The organism is Psychrobacter maritimus, from assembly GCF_029953575.1.
Classification (GTDB): domain Bacteria; phylum Pseudomonadota; class Gammaproteobacteria; order Pseudomonadales; family Moraxellaceae; genus Psychrobacter; species Psychrobacter maritimus.
In genome coordinates, this window is record NZ_CP124526.1 from 1443085 (window position 1) to 1461236 (window position 18152).

The following is an 18152-nucleotide window of genomic DNA, read 5'->3' on the forward strand; positions in this document are numbered from 1 at the left end:
CCTTAAGGCTGATTCCAAATAGAAAAACCAAATTTTCTTTTGGCACGCTTAAATTTATTTTTTACCAATGCCTTTCTTTTTTGTTGACGCTCTTTATCTAAGTTAATTTTTTTATGCTTGGCTTCTTTGTTTGCTTCGATTTCAGCTGCTTTATTATCCTTGGTTTTGTCCGACTCTTTGCTTAAATCAACCCCATTCTGCTTACCGTCTATATCATCACTGTTGCTGATGTCATTAACGTCATGATTGACGTCATGATTGACCTCAGTCTTATTCTCATCAGTGCTTAAATTATCTTCTACCGCTTCACTACCATTATCCTCGATATCATTTAATATCTGATGCTCAAGCTCAGCTTGATTGACAATCAGCTGCTGGGTTGGCAAGGCATGCTCGACCTTGTATTTCGCTACTTGGTTTAAGATATCGACAAATAACACGTTTTGTTTGTCATAGAACTCGGTAATCCCATTGGCATTGACGTAAGCCTGTAATTGGATAACGTAGCAATCTTGGCGTAGCTCTAAAATATTGACCTGATTCCATTCTTGGTTGGTTAGATAGTGCTCATCTAAAAACGCATCCAAGTCTTTGACCATTTTAAATACCACCTCAATATCAGCGGTACGCTTAAGATATAACTGGTGCAAAAAACGAAACATATCACGCGAGGTAAAGTTTTCAATTTGCATCGATGAAAAATCACCGTTTGGCACAGTGACGATGGTGCGCGATAAGGTACGTACCCGTGATGAACGAATGCCAATATCGACAACCGTGCCTTCATAGGTACCAAATTTACAATAATCGCCGATACGCACGGGCGAATCCGCTACCACCACCACACTACCAACCAAGTTTTCAATCGTTTTTTGCGCACCAAGGGCTAAGGCCAAACCACCGACCCCCAATGCCGCAATACCTGTGGTTAAGTCAAAGCCCAAATTACCAAAGATGACGATAACGGCAAATATCAATAATAGTGCTTTGACCACTTTACGCAGCAGTCCCAAGATAGAAACACGTTCGGTATAGTTTTTCTTATAGCTTAAATTGACGGCGCGGGTAAATATCGAATCAATAACGCGTAATAACAACCAAGTGGTCGCCACCCAAGAGGCAATATCAGTAAAGCGATTGACCGGCTCGCGCAGGGTCACTGAGACACCCGCATAAACCATCACCTCAGACAATATCAGCGCCATAACCACTACTGCCAGTGGCAATATCACATTATCAGGTAAGGGCAATGCCTCACCACGAATACGCGGATAAGCCAGTTTTAATAAGTGATAGAGCAACCAAACCAAAATATAAGTCAGTATAAAGCTACTGACAATCATGGTGAGGGCAGCAAATAAATCCGCCATCTGGTAACCAAACAGCTTTTTGCCTTCTAATGAATCAATGGTATAGCGAGAAACCAACGTCGGCTCATAGTTCTCTATCACCTCTGGTACGGCATCAAGCGTGTCACTCGAAAACTGCCAATACTGCTCCCCTTCCTTAGACACAACCCTTTCGAGCAGCAGTGGCACGCTTTTATCGCCAACATTAATCACGCCCACGCTTTCTTGGCTAGGTGGTAGCTGATCGGTTAAATTGCCCTCAGGGGTATTGTTAATCTGTAAGTCAGGCTGAAAACGTCCGCCGGCATCGAGCGCTTGCTTAAACTGGCGCACAATGGTGGTTGGATTATCAGATTTGGACAAATTTAAATAATTACTTGCCAGCAGATAGTCGTTTTCCCCTAACGCTCCGATAAACCCTTGAACAGTATGGCGTGGCGTATCGCGTCCAAATGAGTCTGGTATCGAGGTTTTGGTCGCCTCCTCACTTTGCCCACCCACACCCAGTATGTTGGCTTCGGCGGCAGTCGCACTATGCGACAAGAGTAAACTTAATATCATCGCAAACATAAACGCCATCATCATAAGCAGCGTTTTGGGAAATGAAACGGATGGAGATGGCGCGGTACGAGCACTCAGATAATGCTGAATAGACAAAACAAACCTCTTAGCTCTATGAATGGCATAACAGAAGAATAAATATATTTTGTCCCTATAATAGCAATTATTTATGACGGCAATGCTTTTGATTATATGTTTTTATCACTCTCTATATTAGCCAAACCTATTTCAAACTCTCATTGCGAGTGCATCTATGTTACTCAAGAAATGCACATCCCTATAATCCATCCTTTTAAACAACTTATTCTCTTAAGTTAATCCACTTAAGAGAATAATTAGCTCCTAATCATGAAAGCTGCTCAGCTTATGATGAATAAACATTAGGTTAAAATGGTTTATAAGTAAGGGACTTTTATAGATAATAAGCGCATGTAATATACCTAGTAGTTTTTGTAACTTTTAGCGTCTTAGCTTTCGATTCTGTAACTTTTTTATTTGATCAATTTGGAATTAACTATGGCTTTATCTCGTTCATCTTCGACCACCTATCTTCGCTTGTGTATCTTAAGTGCTTTAGGCGTCTTTACCGTGAGTGCTACAGCCGCGACTGCTGACAGTAGCGCTATTGACGATAGCGAGCTGCCACAAGTTGAGCTTGATAAAATCGTCGTCACAGCCACACGTACACCGACTAAAACAAGTAATGTCATTGCCCAAACTCGGGTGATTGATAAAGAAGAGCTACAACGTTATCAGGGTCAAAGTACGTTTGATGTATTAAAACGTCAGCCCGGAATCAGTCATTATACTAATGGTGGCTCTGGCACCACATCAAACTTTTATACGCGTGGTTACAATAGCAACCAAATATTAGTTCTTATCGATGGTGTACGTTACAGCTCAATGAGTGCAGGTGGTGCTACCCTCAGTTTGTTACCTGTAGATCAGATTGATCGTATTGAAATTTTATATGGCGCCTCAGGCTCAAGTATCTACGGTTCAGATGCGATGGGCGGTGTTATCCAAGTATTCACTAAGGGCGCCAATATCGTTAGAAGTAATGTATCAGTAACTGCTGGCGCAGGATCGCATAACGAATACTTATATGGTGCTAGTGCTCAGTTTCTTAATGAGAAAGGGACAACATTGAGTTTATCCGCCAATCGTAAAGAAACAGATGGATTTAATGCGACACTACCAATTAGTTTGCCCACTCAAACAGATGATGATGGATTTAAAAGTGAAAACTATAGTATTTCATTTGGCCAAAAAATTAGCGATAGCTTGAAATTTGGATTAAGTGGACTTTATTCAAAGTCAACTACAGATATTGATGCTTATGATGACTACCTTACTAATGCGCCTGCTTTAAAGAATGCTTTTGCAGAACAAAATAATGGAGCTGCTAGTGCCTATCTTGAGCATTTTGATGACAGTAGCAGTACTAAACTCACTTATGGTTACAGCATTGATGAATCAACAACCTACGAAACAGATGTAAACAATGGCAGTAAATATGATAATAATCAACAACAGATAAGCTTAGTGAGGACTCAGACGTTGCCTATTGGTAAAGCGATTATAGGTGCTGAACATTTAAATCAAGAGCTGAAATCAAATGTATATGATGCTAATGATCGTAAAGTAAAAAGCGGCTTCCTAGGCTATTTAGTCTCGCATAACGATATCGATGCCCAAGCTAATGTACGGTATGATGATTACTCTGACTTTGATAGTGAAACGACTTATAACTTAGGGGCAGCCTATCATCTTACTCCAGAATTTCGTGTAGGAGCTAATTATGCAAAAGGCTTTCGCGCCCCTACTTTTAATGACTTGTATTACCCAAATTCAGGCAACCCTGATCTAAAACCTGAAACCAGCGATAACTATGAGGCATTTATTGAGTATAAAACTGAGCTTCAATCCACACGCCTAACCGGCTATCATAATAAAGTTGATGATTTAATTAGCTTCGTTTCGATATTTGATATTGATGGTAACTATGCTGGCGGTAGCAGTGAAAACGTTGATAAAGCTAAAATTAAAGGTTTAACCTTAACGTCAGACTGGGTCTTTGATAGCTACTTATTTGGTGGAAGTTATGATTATCAGCAAGCTAAAGATGATAGTGGTAAATCCAATGACGGTAAATTTCTTGCCATTCGTCCTGAACATAAGGGTTTAGTTTACATCGGATATCGCTTACCAAGCTTAGATATCCGTACTGAATATCAGTATGTAGATAATTACTATAGTAGTATTGATAATACTGATAAACAACGTGTTGACAGCTATGGCTTGTTGAATATCAGTGGTAATTATCAATTTACTGATAACTTAACAATGACTGCCCGTCTAAATAATATTACTAATAAGCAATATATTACGCTGCCAGGTTACAATACCGACGGCACCAATTTCTTCACCTCATTAACCTATAACTGGTTCTAATTCCTGTTAAATCGAATAAAGCGCAAATGAACAATTAAGGTCATCAATTGATGGCCCTTTTTTATGACTTAACCACTTACTATTTATATCAGCCAATAGGTGACAAATTAACCGCCATCTATTACAATAATGACCCTCCGAGAGGTGTTGCGCCATATGAATTGACAGCTGCGTTGAGATTTTAATCAAAGCTACGCTGATTAATTCGTCATGTTAGGCTCGGTAACTGTTGAATAATCATTTCACTGATTATTGACAGCGCAAATAACGGCACCTGCGTTTTTATTCTTTTTATCATACCTTAACCACTGATAGGAGCATATTATGGACGCAGTGTCTAACACCCCATCTGCCCATACGATCGATCCCTCTTTCACTGACTATAAAGTCGCCGACATCAGCCTTGCTGATTATGGTCGCCGTGAAATCTCCCTTGCTGAAGCCGAAATGCCTGCCCTAATGGGGTTGCGTCGTCGCTACGAAGCCGATCAACCGCTTAAAGGCGCGAAAATCGCTGGCTGTATCCATATGACCATCCAGACTGCGGTCCTTATCGAGACATTAGTCGCGCTAGGTGCTGAAGTACGCTGGACATCATGTAACATCTTCTCAACCCAAGACCATGCTGCTGCTGCTATTGCTGCTGCTGGTATCTCTGTTTACGCTTGGAAAGGCGAAACCGAAGAAGAGTACGAGTGGTGCTTGCGTCAACAAATCCACGTTGGCGGTGAAGCATCAGGTCAGCTTTGGGATGCAAACCTAATCTTAGATGACGGCGGTGATTTAACTGCGTTGATTCATAATGATTATGCAGAGCTGCTTGATAACATCCATGGTATCTCTGAAGAGACGACTACAGGCGTCCATCGCTTGGTTGAGATGCTCAATAAAGGTACGCTAAAAGTACCGGCTATCAACGTTAACGATGCGGTTACTAAGTCTAAAAATGACAACAAATACGGCTGCCGTCATAGCTTAAACGACGCTATCAAACGTGCTACCGACATGTTCCTTGCAGGTCGCCGCGCCTTAGTTATCGGTTATGGCGATGTAGGTAAAGGCTCTACGCAAAGCTTACGTCAAGAAGGCATGATCGTCCGTGTCTCCGAAGTCGATCCTATCTGTGCCATGCAGGCTTGTATGGATGGTTTTGAAGTATTATCACCTTACATTAACGGCGATAACACTGGCGGCGCAGAAAACATCAACACCCGTCTGTTAGAAGATACCGACATGATTGTTACCACGACTGGTAACTACCATGTTTGTGACAGACATATGCTAGCGGCTCTTAAACCAGGTGCTGTCGTTTGTAATATCGGTCACTTTGATACCGAAATCGACACGCAGTTTATGCGTGATAACTGGCGCTGGGTTGAGATTAAGCCACAAGTGCATCAAATCTTCCGCTCAGACGATGAAAACGATTACTTGATTTTGCTTGCTGAAGGTCGTTTGGTGAACTTAGGTAACGCAACCGGTCACCCATCGCGCGTAATGGACGGCTCATTTGCCAACCAAGTATTGGCGCAAATGTATCTGTTCGAAGAAAAATTCGCCGACTTGCCAACAGATAAGCGCAATGACAACTTATACGTTAAAGTCTTACCGAAAAAGCTAGACGAAGAAGTGGCTGCGGCGATGGTTGCTGGTTTTAACGGTACGCTAACTAAGCTGACTGAAAAACAAGCGGAATATTTAGGCGTACCTGTCGAAGGTCCGTTTAAGCCTGACGCTTATAAATACTAATAGGAGCCAGACTGTGACTAAGCCTGCTTTCTCCTTTGAGTTTTTTCCAGCTAAAACCGAGCAAGGACACGAAAAGCTCCTCAGCACTTATGATGAGTTAAATAAGCTATCACCTGCTTACTTTTCAGTGACCTATGGTGCGGGCGGTTCAACCCGTAGCCGCACTTTAGATATCGTTCAAGCTTTGTGCGCGCGCGGTGACACTGATATTGCGCCGCATATGTCTTGTATTGGCGATGATAAAAGTGAAATTGCTGAATTGCTTGATCTTTATAAGAGCTTAGGCATTAAGCGCTTGGTCGCGCTTCGTGGTGATTTGCCGTCGGGACAAGTAGGTATGGGTGAGCTGCCGTTTGCGTTAGACTTAGTTAAGTTTATTCGCGAATATTCAGGCGATCATTTCCGTATCGAGGTCGCAGCCTATCCTGAAATGCATCCCCAAGCGCGTAGCTTTGAGCTTGATGTTGAGAACTTGGTGAATAAATACCAAGCGGGCGCCAATGCGTCGATTACCCAGTTCTTTTATAACGCTGATAGCTATTTGTATCTGCGTGATACCTTAGAAAAACGCGGTATTGATACGGTTGCACAGCCATTGGTAGCCGGTATTATGCCGATCACCAATTCTAGTAACCTTATGCGTTTTGCTGACAGCTGTGGCGCTGATATTCCACGTTACGTGCGTAAGCAGTTGGCGGATTTTGGCGATGATAGCAAGGCCATTCGCGAATTTGGTTTTGAGGTGGTCTTTCGCCTATGTGAGCGTTTGATTAATGAAGGTGTACCGGCCATGCATTTTTATAGCATGAACAAAGTTGAGCCAAATAAGCGTTTGGTTGAAGCCTTAGGCTTGATTGCTTAAATACTTATCGAATGTATTGCTTAATGACTGGCGTTCCTAGGAGCGCCAGTCTTTTTTGGTATGGGAATTGCAGTTATGCGCATTCCATTAGTGACAATCCCTTTACCCACTCAAATGATATTCTGCTAAGATATTGAAAAATATCATGACCCCCCATTATAGGAATAAGTAATTTTGCGACGTTTCTTTTATGCCACCAATAGCAACATTAGTAATGACGTTACCAATGAAAATGAAAAGGCTGCGACCTACCCTCAGCTTAGCACCTTACCTATCGGTGCCAGCGTCGAATTAACCGAAAGTATTGTCCATCATTGGTGCCGTGTATTACGCGCTAATATTGGCGATAAAGGGATTTTGTTTGACGGTTTCGGCGGTGAATATCAGGTACAGCTACAAACCATCAGCAAAAAACACGCCACTGCAACGTTATTGGCTCATGTAGATACTGACCGCAATGCCGCTGTATTGACGAAGATTGGACTGGTCATAAGTCGCGGTGAGCGAATGGATTACGCCATTCAAAAATCCACTGAGCTTGGTGTGACTGCCATTCAATTGCTGAGCAGCCACCACGGTGAGGTCAATCTAAAACCTGCCCAAGTAGAGAAAAAACTGGCACAGTGGCAGCAAGTCGCCATCGCCGCCTGTGAGCAATGCGGTCTTAACCGTCCACCGCTTATTATCGCGCCATTATCGATTGATGACTGGCTATTAAATGTAGCAGCTAGCGAAAATAAAAATGAGATGGTAATCAGCCCAATCGTCGCTGAGCTAAGTAAAGATGCTTATTATCAGGTATTACAGCGGCCTGCCGATTTACGTCTGCAACTGAGTGTCCCAGCAGCAGGGCAACCCCTGATGCCTGAGGCGCTGCCTGTCGTCTTAAAGCAACATGCGCCTTATATCGAATTATTAATCGGACCTGAAGGCGGGCTTAGCGCTGATGAATGCGCCAAAGCTGCGGATGTGGGTTTTGCACCTTGGCAAATTGGCCCACGGGTTCTGCGTACCGAAACCGCGCCCGTGGTTGCACTGGCGACATTGTCGGCATTGGCAACTATGCATGCTTTAAATCAATAGTGGACAAACTGTTCACCATTACCAAGCCCATTTATTATTTAATTTCGATGTTATGAGTCCATTATGAGCGCATTCACCCCTATGCCAATATCAGATAAACAGCAACTATTGGTCAAATTGTGCGAGCAATTTGAAGACGCCATATTCATATTGGACGAAAAATTACGCTATTTATCCGTCAATGCTAACTATGAGCTGATGCTTGGCTATACAGAAAATTTTTTGCTTGGGCGTCCACTTGGGATATATGCTGCTGAGTTTTTGTCAGAAGATGAACAGGCAGTGCTCAAAAATCTGATTAACAGCTTGGACAGTACAGGATTTTGTGAAATTGACTTTTCAATGGCAAACCGCTACGGGCAAGTCATCGACTGCCATATCACCTATCGCAAAATTTATCTAGAAGATACCCCTTATTACGTCGGTACCATTCGTGATATGGCGACGCTTGCTAAAAACAGAAAAAAGGTGGTGCACCTGCTGAATTATGACCAGCTGACCGGACTACCGAACCGTAAAGTGTTTTTGAGTCAAACCAGTGAATTGTTGTTAGACAGCTATCAAGAAGTGGTGGTCGTGCGTTTTAACATTGACCGTTATCGCAACCTTGCCAGTCTACTGGGACCGGATGCTATCAATACCTTGGTAGAAAATTTTGTCTTACGTATTACTGAGCTTGAGCTTGATAATTTACGCTGTTTTTCTCATTTTGGCGGTGATGACTTTGCCTTATTGTTTGAATGTAATGATGCTAATATGGTACGCCATCAGTTAGACAGCTTAATGCAAATGTGCGAGCGCCCTTTCTTCTTAAATGGCAATACGGCAAAAGGCACCGAGGTCTATTGCCATATCTCTGTCGGGGTAAGCTACTTTCCTGAAAATGGTAATGAATTTACCGGCCTGTTGACCAAAGCCGAAAAAGCCTTGAATTATGTCAAACAGCAGGGTGGCGATGATGTCTGTTGGTATCATAAAGCCATAAATGAGGTCAATGCGCATAATATACAGCTAGAATCTGAGCTGAGAGCTGCCACCAATGCAGGGCAATTTGTACCCTACTATCAACCTAAATTTGCCTTAGACACAGGCATGATTACCGGTTTTGAGGCGTTAGTACGCTGGCAACACCCTAGCCGCGGTTTATTAAAACCTATCGATTTTATCGATGCCATCATTTCTCATAAACTGTCGCTTGAGTTATTTTCGCAAATGGCGGTTCAAATCGCCGAGCAGCTAACAATTTGGCAAGGTTTGGGCTTTGATCAACACATCTGTATCAATGCTGATGCCGCTGAATTTAGCCATCCTGATTTTTTTGACATGGTCAGTAACTTACTAGTAGAGCATGATATTGCCGCCCACCAACTGCACATTGAAGTGACAGAATCTTCTTTAATACAGCGCCATGCCAATGTCAAAAAGCAGCTTAACTTACTCAAGAAGCTCGGCATCTGTCTGGCGCTTGATGACTTTGGCACCGGTTATGCCTCATTGAGTTACTTACAAGAATACCCTTTTGACTTTATTAAAATTGATAAAAGCTTTATCTCCAAAATCACAGATGACCGTACACAGCGCGCGATTGTCAAAGCGATTTTGGATTTAGCGGAGGCGCTTGATATGCAGGTTATCGCCGAAGGCATCGAAACCGAGCAGCAGCGTGATTTACTCTTAGACATGGGTTGCCAGTACGGGCAAGGCTATTGGTTTGGTAAGCCTATGACGGCTGAGCAAGCAACCGTGCTATTAACGCAGCAACATTTGTCCAAAAACAACCCTTCTTAATACTGTCTAATAAAAGTAGATTGATAGTATTTTCATAGAGTTATTGCGCGGCGTTTTATTCTGTAAGGTCGATGATATATAGGATGCAAGACAGGTTGATGACTTATCAGTATTGTCACCAAACTTGTATATTTGCCACTGAACGCCTATCTTTTACCAAGAATTTACGGATACAGTCATAATTCTTTTTACTCTTCTCAATCTATTTCATATGATCGGTGTCATTGTTTGTTATTTATGCAGACAGATTTCATACCAGTAATTGGCTGGCGACTCAGACTTAACTAATCACAGTCAATGATAGTCGTCGCCTTACTGCCGGTTGCACCTTAAAAAAGGACAGGAAGTTATGCAATATAAAGCACCCCTACGTGATATCCAATTCGTGATGCATGAGTTACTTGACAGCGAAAGTCACTATAAGACCTTGCCTGCGTTCCAAGAAGCGGATCGTGAGTTGATGGACAGCCTGTTTGAGATGGCGGCAAGCTTTGCTGAAAATGAGCTATCACCATTGAACCAAAGCGGTGATGCTGAAGGCTGTAAATTTGACAACGGCACTGTTACCACGCCAAAAGGTTTTAAAGAAGCGTATAAAGCCTATTGTGAGCTTGGCTTCCCAGCCTTGTCTGCTGAAGAAGAATTCGGTGGTCAAAACATGCCATTCTCATTATCAACGGTCATCAATGAGATGGTTGGTACCGCGAACTGGTCATTCTCTATGTACCCTGGCCTATCGCATGGCGCTATCCAAACCATCGAACACCATGGTACGGATGAGCAAAAACAAACCTACCTAGAAAAAATGGTCACCGGTGAATGGTCAGGTACCATGTGCTTAACTGAAGCACATGCGGGTTCTGATTTGGGTATTATCCGCACCAAAGCCGTACCTAACGATGATGGCAGTTATAGCATTACCGGTCAGAAAATCTTTATCTCAGCCGGTGAGCATGATTTAACTGACAACATTATTCATATCTGTTTGGCTCGCTTACCAGGCGCACCAGCTGGCACCAAAGGCATCTCGTTGTTTATCGTTCCTAAGATATTGGTCAACGAAGACAACAGCCTAGGCGAAAAGAATAGCGTCGTTTGTGGTTCTATCGAGCACAAAATGGGTATCAAAGCCTCAGCGACTTGTGTAATGAACTTCGATGGCGCCAAAGGTTACCTCATTGGCCCAGAAAACCGTGGTCTACAGTGCATGTTTACCTTTATGAACGTGGCCCGTATTGGTACAGCGGTTCAAGGTTTAACAGCAGCAGAGTATGCGTTCCAAGGCTCATTAACTTATGCCAAAGACCGTCTAGCGATGCGCTCACTATCAGGTGCTAAAGCGCCAGAAAAAGTGGCTGACCCTATCATTGTGCATCCAGCCGTTCGTAACATGCTATTGACCGAAAAAGCCTTTGCAGAAGGCGGTCGCGCCCTAGTTTATTACCTCTCACATTTTGCCGATACCGTGGCAAAAGGCGAAGGCGATAATCTGAAATTTGCTGACCAAATGCTGTCACTATTGACGCCGATTGCTAAAGCATTCTTGACTGAGACTGGTCTAGAAGCTGCCAACCATGGCGTGCAAGTTTATGGTGGTCATGGCTTTATCAGCGAATGGGGCATGGAACAAAACGTCCGTGATACGCGTATCGCTTGCTTATACGAAGGTACCACTGAAATCCAAGCGCTCGATCTATTAGGTCGTAAAGTATTGGGTTCACAAGGTAAACTGCTTGCCAACTTTATCAAAATTATCCAAACATTCTGCGAAGAAAATAAAGAAAATGACGCAATGGGTCAGTTTATCCGCCCACTTGCCAAACACCTGAAAGAATGGGGCGATTTGACTGCCCGTATCGGCATGCAAGCGACTGAAAACCCTGATGCGGTTGGCGGCGCGGCTGTTGATTACTTATACTTCAGCGGTTATGTGACCCTAGCTTACTTATGGGCTCGTATGGCATTAGTTGCACAAACTGAAATCGCTAATGGTAGCAGCGAGCAGGCATTCTACGATGCCAAAGTAAAAACCGCACAATTCTACTTTGCGAAGTTATTGCCACGTACCACCACGCATGTACAGCGCATCAGCACTGGTGTTGAGCCGTACATGACGATGGATGTTGATCAATTTGCTTTTTAATAAAAACGGCTAGTAATCAACACGGCTAGTTTTTGCGGAAATTGACGACGCTGTAATTAATAATGCTTGTATGAGTAATAGATAGATTAAAGCTATTTTTATTGCTTAGGTGTTATACAATAAAGCGTCGTTGATGTAGATGTTAATATGTAGGTCCTATCGGCAACATACTTAGGTGTGTTGCCGATTTTCTTAGCTAATCTACCAAACTGATTTTTTGACTAAAAATTGACGCAGACAAAACAGTGACTCTGCCCATTAAACTATTTTTGGTGTACGCACAATTCACGAAGAAAACCCCCTCTCGATACGCTAATTTGCTAAACTTTAGCTATCTATGCTTATGTGCCACCCAAAAGAACAACGCGATATTTTCGACCCACTTACTTTTATTCATTTGAACCAAAGGAATGTTTATGGCTGTTTATAATGCCCCTCTTAACGACATGCGCTTTATTTTAACTGACGTTTTTAAAGCCCATGAATTTTGGCAAAATAACGAAAACCTTGCTCATGTTGACATGGAAACCGTCGATATGATTTTGGAAGAAATGGCAAAGCTGTCAAAAAACGTGTTATTGCCTATCAACCGTAGCGGTGATGAAGAAGGCGCAACCTTTGAAGGTAATGGTGTTGTGACCACCCCGACTGGTTTTAAAGAGGCGTATAAGCAGTATGCAGAATCAGGTTGGGTTGGCTTAAGCGGTAACTCTGAATACGGTGGTCAAGGTTTCCCAAAAATGGTCACCATGCTGACTGAAGAGATGGTCTTCACGGCCAACCAGTCATTTGCCCTCTATCCAAACCTAACTGTTGGCGCCACACTTTGCCTAAATGCGGCAGCGTCTGAAGAGCAAAAGCAAACTTACTTAGAGAAAATGTACAACGGTGAATGGGCTGGCACTATGTGCTTGACCGAGCCGCATGCTGGTACTGACTTGGGTATCATCAAAACCAAAGCGGTGCCTAACGATGACGGTAGCTATGATATCTCTGGTACCAAAATCTTTATCACTGGCGGTGAGCATGACCTAACCGAAAACATCATTCATTTGGTATTGGCAAAAACCCCGAATGCGCCAGAAGGCTCAAAAGGCATCTCGTTATTTGTTGTGCCAAAATTCTTGGTTAATGAAGATGGTAGCTTAGGTGAGCGCAACACTTTAGCAGTTGGCTCTATTGAGCACAAAATGGGCATCAAAGCCTCAGCCACTTGTGTGATGAACTTTGACAACGCCAAAGGTTGGATGGTTGGTGCAGAAAACACCGGTCTGTCTTCAATGTTCATTATGATGAACTATGAGCGTGTCACCATGGGTCTACAGGGTCTAGGTGGTTCTGAGCTTGCTTATCAAAATGCTGCTTTATATGCTAATGACCGTGGTCAAGGTCGTAGCGACACGCAAATTCAAAGCCCAGAAAAACCAGCCGATGCCATCATCCATCATGCCGATGTACGTCGCATGCTGTTAAATGCTAAAGCCAATACTGAAGCGTCACGTTGTTTTGCAATGTACGTGGCCAAAAACCTTGATCAAGAGAAATTTAGTACCGATCCTGAAGCCGCTCAAGCAGCAGCAGCACGCGTTGCCCTACTAACGCCAGTTGCTAAAGCTTTCTTGACCGACAAAGCACTAGAAGCGACTATTGATTGCCAGCAAGTATTTGGCGGTCACGGCTATATCCGCGAATGGGGTATGGAGCAAATCGTTCGTGATACTCGTATTGCCCAGATTTATGAAGGCACCAACGGTATTCAAGCGCTTGACCTACTAGGTCGTAAAGTGGCGAAAAATAATGGCAAATACGTCACTCATTTCTTAGGTGAGATTCGTGATTTTGTCAATAATATGCAAGCGGATCATGGTATCAAGCAAGCGACGCTAGACGCAGCTGATACCATCGAAGAGCTAACCACCACTGTGTTAAACAACATCGGTGAGCGCAAGAGCGAAATCAACGGCTGTGCGGTTGACTACATGCATGCCTTTGGTTATCTTGCCTACTCGTATATGTTTGCCTTGATGGTCGAAGCCGCTAACGGTAAAGAAGGTGATTTCTACACCAATAAAGCCAAGCTTGCCGATTATTTCGTTGGTCGTATCTTGCCGCGTATCGATGCTCATGCACAGATGGTTAAAGCCGGTAGCGATCCAATGATGAACTTTGATTTAAATTACTTTGATGTACCTGCTAGCTAATTTTTTACTTTTATAATAAAGTAAGCCTACCGCACTATGATAAAAGGGACAGTCACGCTACTGTCTCTTTTTTTGCCAAAAATATCGTCGCAGTAAGCAAAAGCATCGAAGCAATAATCGAAGCTGTCACTTACACAACAATCGACAGCATGAGCGGCACCATCTGCAGCACAATAACTGCTAACAAAATAATTAACCGCCCACGTGTCGTTACGATTAAAATAACGCAACGCCAAACGCATTGCGCTTAATCAGAATATTCCTGATACCTATAAAGCAATGCCTATAAAGCAACATCTGAAAATCAATACACTCTAAATTTATACCCTGAAAATTAACAAGCGGTCAATTCATAGAGGCCTATATCGCAACAGTGATAATTCCGACAAGCATGAGAAGAAAAGGTTTCAAATAAAATATATCGTTGCAAAGACTGAATAATAACAATGATTGAAATAACCACCATAAGGGATGCGATGTGTCAGAGATAAAACACATTTTACAACAGATTACTGCCTTAAGTGATGTGCCAGATCCTGCGGTACTCAAGCGCTTAATCGATGAGCTACGAGTGAGTGATAAAGAACCGGCTTTGGCCAATCAGAATATTCAAGAGTTGATTGAGGTCATACGTCAACATCCAGAATATGGCGACGGGCTATCAAGTTTTGTCTTAAAACTTATTATTGAATATCGTCAAATTGCTTTATATACCGATACTGGCATCATGTCAGATCAGGGATTTTTTAATAGTCTGCGCCGCCTTGTCGGTCATCGTTTCTTACCACTGTTGCCACAAGAAGACTCCGTCGTAGAGCTGGTTGGTTATTTATTCGATAAACGCTCTGATGAACGCTGGCTTGCCCATATCGACAAGGACAAATGGGATGAGCTGGTCGGGCTACTCAAAGTCAATGAGCAGCATTTAAACTTAGTCGCGACGGCAAAAAACAGCATCTTAAACGCGATTATCATTTTATCGTATCGTATCAGCGGCATTGGCTTGCATCCAGATTTGATGGAATTTTATCCGCAAATGCTGAATTATTCAGCGTCATTTGTGGCACAAAATCAAGAAGCGGTTTTGTATGTCAATCAGTACCGCGAAGCGCATGAGCTTGACACCTTAACTGATATCATTCCTGAAAAAGCCGTGGATCCAGCGCCATTATTGGTCATGATTGAGCAATGCGAAGATATCGTTGCCACCATACGTAAGCGCATTTATAAAACCGGTATCTCTATCCGCCTAACCAACATGATGCTCCGTTTGGATCAAAGCTTGCAGCGCATGCGCATCTTAACTGAGCTGGTAGCAGACAATTATGATAAGCGCGATCAGGCCATCATTGAGCTGATTCAAGCGCTGATTACCACCGCCAGCCGCCGCTATAGTATTGGCTATCTGATTGATAATAATACCAAGCTGCTGTCGCGTAAAGTCACCGAAAACGCGAGCCGCGTTGGTGAGCATTATATTAGTACCGATAAATCCGGTTATCAGAAGATGTTTAAAAAGGCCTCTATCGGTGGCTTTATCATTGCTTTTATGGCGACCACTAAGATATTGGCGTACCATCTGGCGCTTGCACCGATGGGACGCGCCTTTATCAATAGCATGATTTATGGTTTGGGTTTTGTTTTTATTCATATCGTCCATGGTACGGTCGCGACCAAGCAGCCCGCTATGACGGCAGCAGCAATCGCCTCTACCATATCGGATGGTTCTGGCAAAAAATCGCACCAGTTAAATAAGTTATCAGAATTGGTGGTCGATATTTTACGTACCCAGTTTGTCGCGATTATGGGTAACGTCATGGTAGCAATACCCGTTGCCCTGATTATCTCTTTTGCTTGGTTACATTATACCGGCGCACCGATGATCAATACCGATAAGGCTGCGCACTTATTGCATGATCTTGACCCGTTTCATTCACTGGCACTACCCCATGCAGCTATCGCTGGCGTGTATTTATTTTTATCCGGTCTAATCGCTGGATACTATGATAATCTGGCGGTCTACAATCAAATTGGCGCCCGTATTCAACGCCATCGGCTACTGCAATACTTATTACCGAAAGCTTGGTTACAGCGTTTAGGCGGCTTTATAGAAGCCAACCTCGGCGCTATTATGGGTAACTTCTTATTTGGGGTATTCTTAGGCAGTACGGCAACCATCGGCTTCTTATTTGGCTTACCGATTGATATTCGCCATATTGCCTTTGCCTCGGCAAATCTAGCACATGGATTGTTTAATATATCCGCCAACCAATGGGATTGGCAGATTGTATTTATTTCCATCTTGGGCGTTGCCCTTATCGGTATGGTCAACTTAATGGTAAGCTTTTCACTGGCTTTATTTGTGGCACTACGCTCTAAAGAAGTCAAATTTATGGAGTGGAGCCGTTTAACCAAGCAACTCTTTAGTCACCTGCTTACCCATCCTTCTGACTTTATCTGGCCGCGCGATAAGCCTATGAAATACGCTCGAATTGACAGTCAAGGACATATGATTTTTGATGATACCAGTGCCCATAAAGGCGGACAGCCCATCCATAACAATTATGTTGTGCGCCGTTTGTCTGATGTCAAAATCTTGCCTAAATCTAAGCAAAAAAGCATGCAAAATGAACAGGCTGTCACCGATATAGATTACGATAATAATATATCAAATGGTGACCTTGACGCAGCGATCACAAGTCGTGAAGCTCACAGCACCACCAATCATATCAGCACTAAAAAAACCATTGACCTCGATGATGGACTGCTAGATGCGGAGCTTAATAGCGTTCCTTATAGCAATGATATTCAATACGATAAAGCGCACAATGCATTGAATGAAGAGCATCAGGCAAGCATTCAATATACTAATGATGATAGCAATCCTGAAAGTAAAGCTGCGGGCGATGCCAAAACACCACTGCCTAAACCAAAAAAACCACCAAACCTACCCAGTTAATGGGAGGGTCTTGGTGGCTTAGGTAGTTATTTGGCTGCGGGCTTGGTTATTGATTCGACGTTTTCTTTAGGTAACTATCCAAAAAAAACACCCTGTATATAGGCTATATAACTAAGATTATGATTCTGGCAGTAAGCAATGCGCGCTTGAGGTGATGGTTTTGCCATCGCCCAAGCGATAAGCCAATAGATGATTGCCCCAAACACAGCCACCATCAAGTGCGCGCGCATACGGCAAATCAACCTCAGCTTTAAGCGCTGCCCAATGACCAAACAAAATCTTGCGCGTGCGCGGTACTTGCCATTCAAACCAAGGTAAAAATCCTTTTGGCATCGGCTCTTCTAACCCTGCTGCAAAACTAAATTCAAGCGTGCCATCTTGTTTGCATAGACGCATACGCGTGAAATAATTGGTAATTGCGCGCATTTTGGTAAAACCATTAATACCCGCATGCCACTCATCGGCTGTTTTGCTATATAGATTTGGCAATAAACGATCGAGCTGTTTTAAACTGCCTTGTAGCTGCGCCTCTAACTGCTGCGCATAGTTTGCTGCCGTTTCAATCGTCCAATGCGGTGGAATGCCAGCATGTACCAATACCGTCTGTTCATCAGGAAAAACCAATATTGGCTGATGACGTAGCCATTCAAGCAATTCATCACAATCATCGGCCGCAAGAATAGCTGCCGTCTTGTCTTTTTTCTTAATGGACGTCGCCCCACGCCAAACCGCAATTAAATTGATATCGTGATTGCCCAATACCGTTGCCGCAGCCCCTTGTTCACATAGCGCTTTCACATGACGTAAGGTACTTAACGAGTCTTCACCGCGTGCCACCAAGTCACCTGCAAACCATAGCTTGTCTTGCGCAGGGTCAAAATCCAAGGTTTCCAGTAATTGCAGGTATGCCTCATAGCAACCCTGCAAGTCACCGATAACATACTGATGGCGAAAAATCATAAACCCTCTATACTTTTATGTGATGTTTATCATGCGAAAATTT

Annotated in this window: 10 protein-coding genes; 8 read left to right on the forward strand and 2 right to left on the reverse strand. The window is 43.2% G+C overall.

Annotated features, from left to right (window positions below):
* Positions 1–2 precede the first annotated feature (2 nt).
* Positions 3–1934 (reverse strand): mechanosensitive ion channel family protein, encoded by a 1932-nt coding sequence (locus QJS82_RS05960; protein WP_438656672.1) that lies wholly within the window; start codon positions 1932–1934, stop codon positions 3–5.
* 492 nt (positions 1935–2426) lie between these two features.
* Here QJS82_RS05960 and QJS82_RS05965 point away from each other — a divergent pair, with 492 nt between their 5' ends.
* From QJS82_RS05965 to QJS82_RS06000, 8 genes are all read left to right on the forward strand, one after another.
* Positions 2427–4364: a TonB-dependent receptor domain-containing protein gene (locus QJS82_RS05965; protein WP_281491570.1), complete on the forward strand. Its 1938-nt coding sequence runs from the start codon at positions 2427–2429 to the stop codon at positions 4362–4364.
* 324 nt (positions 4365–4688) lie between these two features.
* A complete protein-coding gene (gene ahcY, locus QJS82_RS05970) occupies positions 4689–6113 on the forward strand; it encodes an adenosylhomocysteinase (protein ID WP_281491571.1) in 1425 nt (474 codons plus the stop codon).
* Positions 6114–6126: 13 nt separating this feature from the next.
* A complete protein-coding gene (locus QJS82_RS05975) occupies positions 6127–6975 on the forward strand; it encodes a methylenetetrahydrofolate reductase (RefSeq protein ID WP_201625495.1) in 849 nt (282 codons plus the stop codon).
* A gap of 174 nt (positions 6976–7149) precedes the next feature.
* A complete protein-coding gene (locus tag QJS82_RS05980; RefSeq protein WP_201625496.1) occupies positions 7150–8058 on the forward strand; it encodes a 16S rRNA (uracil(1498)-N(3))-methyltransferase in 909 nt (302 codons plus the stop codon).
* A gap of 63 nt (positions 8059–8121) precedes the next feature.
* Entirely contained in the window at positions 8122–9846 is a 1725-nt protein-coding gene (locus QJS82_RS05985) for an EAL domain-containing protein (RefSeq protein ID WP_281491572.1), read from the forward strand.
* A 349-nt stretch (positions 9847–10195) separates the two neighbouring features.
* A complete protein-coding gene (locus tag QJS82_RS05990) occupies positions 10196–11989 on the forward strand; it encodes an acyl-CoA dehydrogenase C-terminal domain-containing protein (protein ID WP_281491573.1) in 1794 nt (597 codons plus the stop codon).
* A 416-nt stretch (positions 11990–12405) separates the two neighbouring features.
* The gene (locus tag QJS82_RS05995; protein WP_281491574.1) at positions 12406–14190 is read left to right on the forward strand and encodes an acyl-CoA dehydrogenase C-terminal domain-containing protein; all 1785 of its coding nucleotides are present in this window, start codon (positions 12406–12408) and stop codon (positions 14188–14190) included.
* Positions 14191–14668: 478 nt separating this feature from the next.
* A complete protein-coding gene (locus QJS82_RS06000) occupies positions 14669–17149 on the forward strand; it encodes a site-specific recombinase (RefSeq protein WP_281491575.1) in 2481 nt (826 codons plus the stop codon).
* Between the two features lie 117 nt (positions 17150–17266).
* On the opposite strand, the gene QJS82_RS06005 is transcribed toward QJS82_RS06000, so the two are convergent.
* Positions 17267–18109, reverse strand: coding sequence for a symmetrical bis(5'-nucleosyl)-tetraphosphatase (locus tag QJS82_RS06005; RefSeq protein ID WP_281491576.1), 843 nt, complete (start codon positions 18107–18109; stop codon positions 17267–17269).
* Positions 18110–18152: the final 43 nt, after the last annotated feature.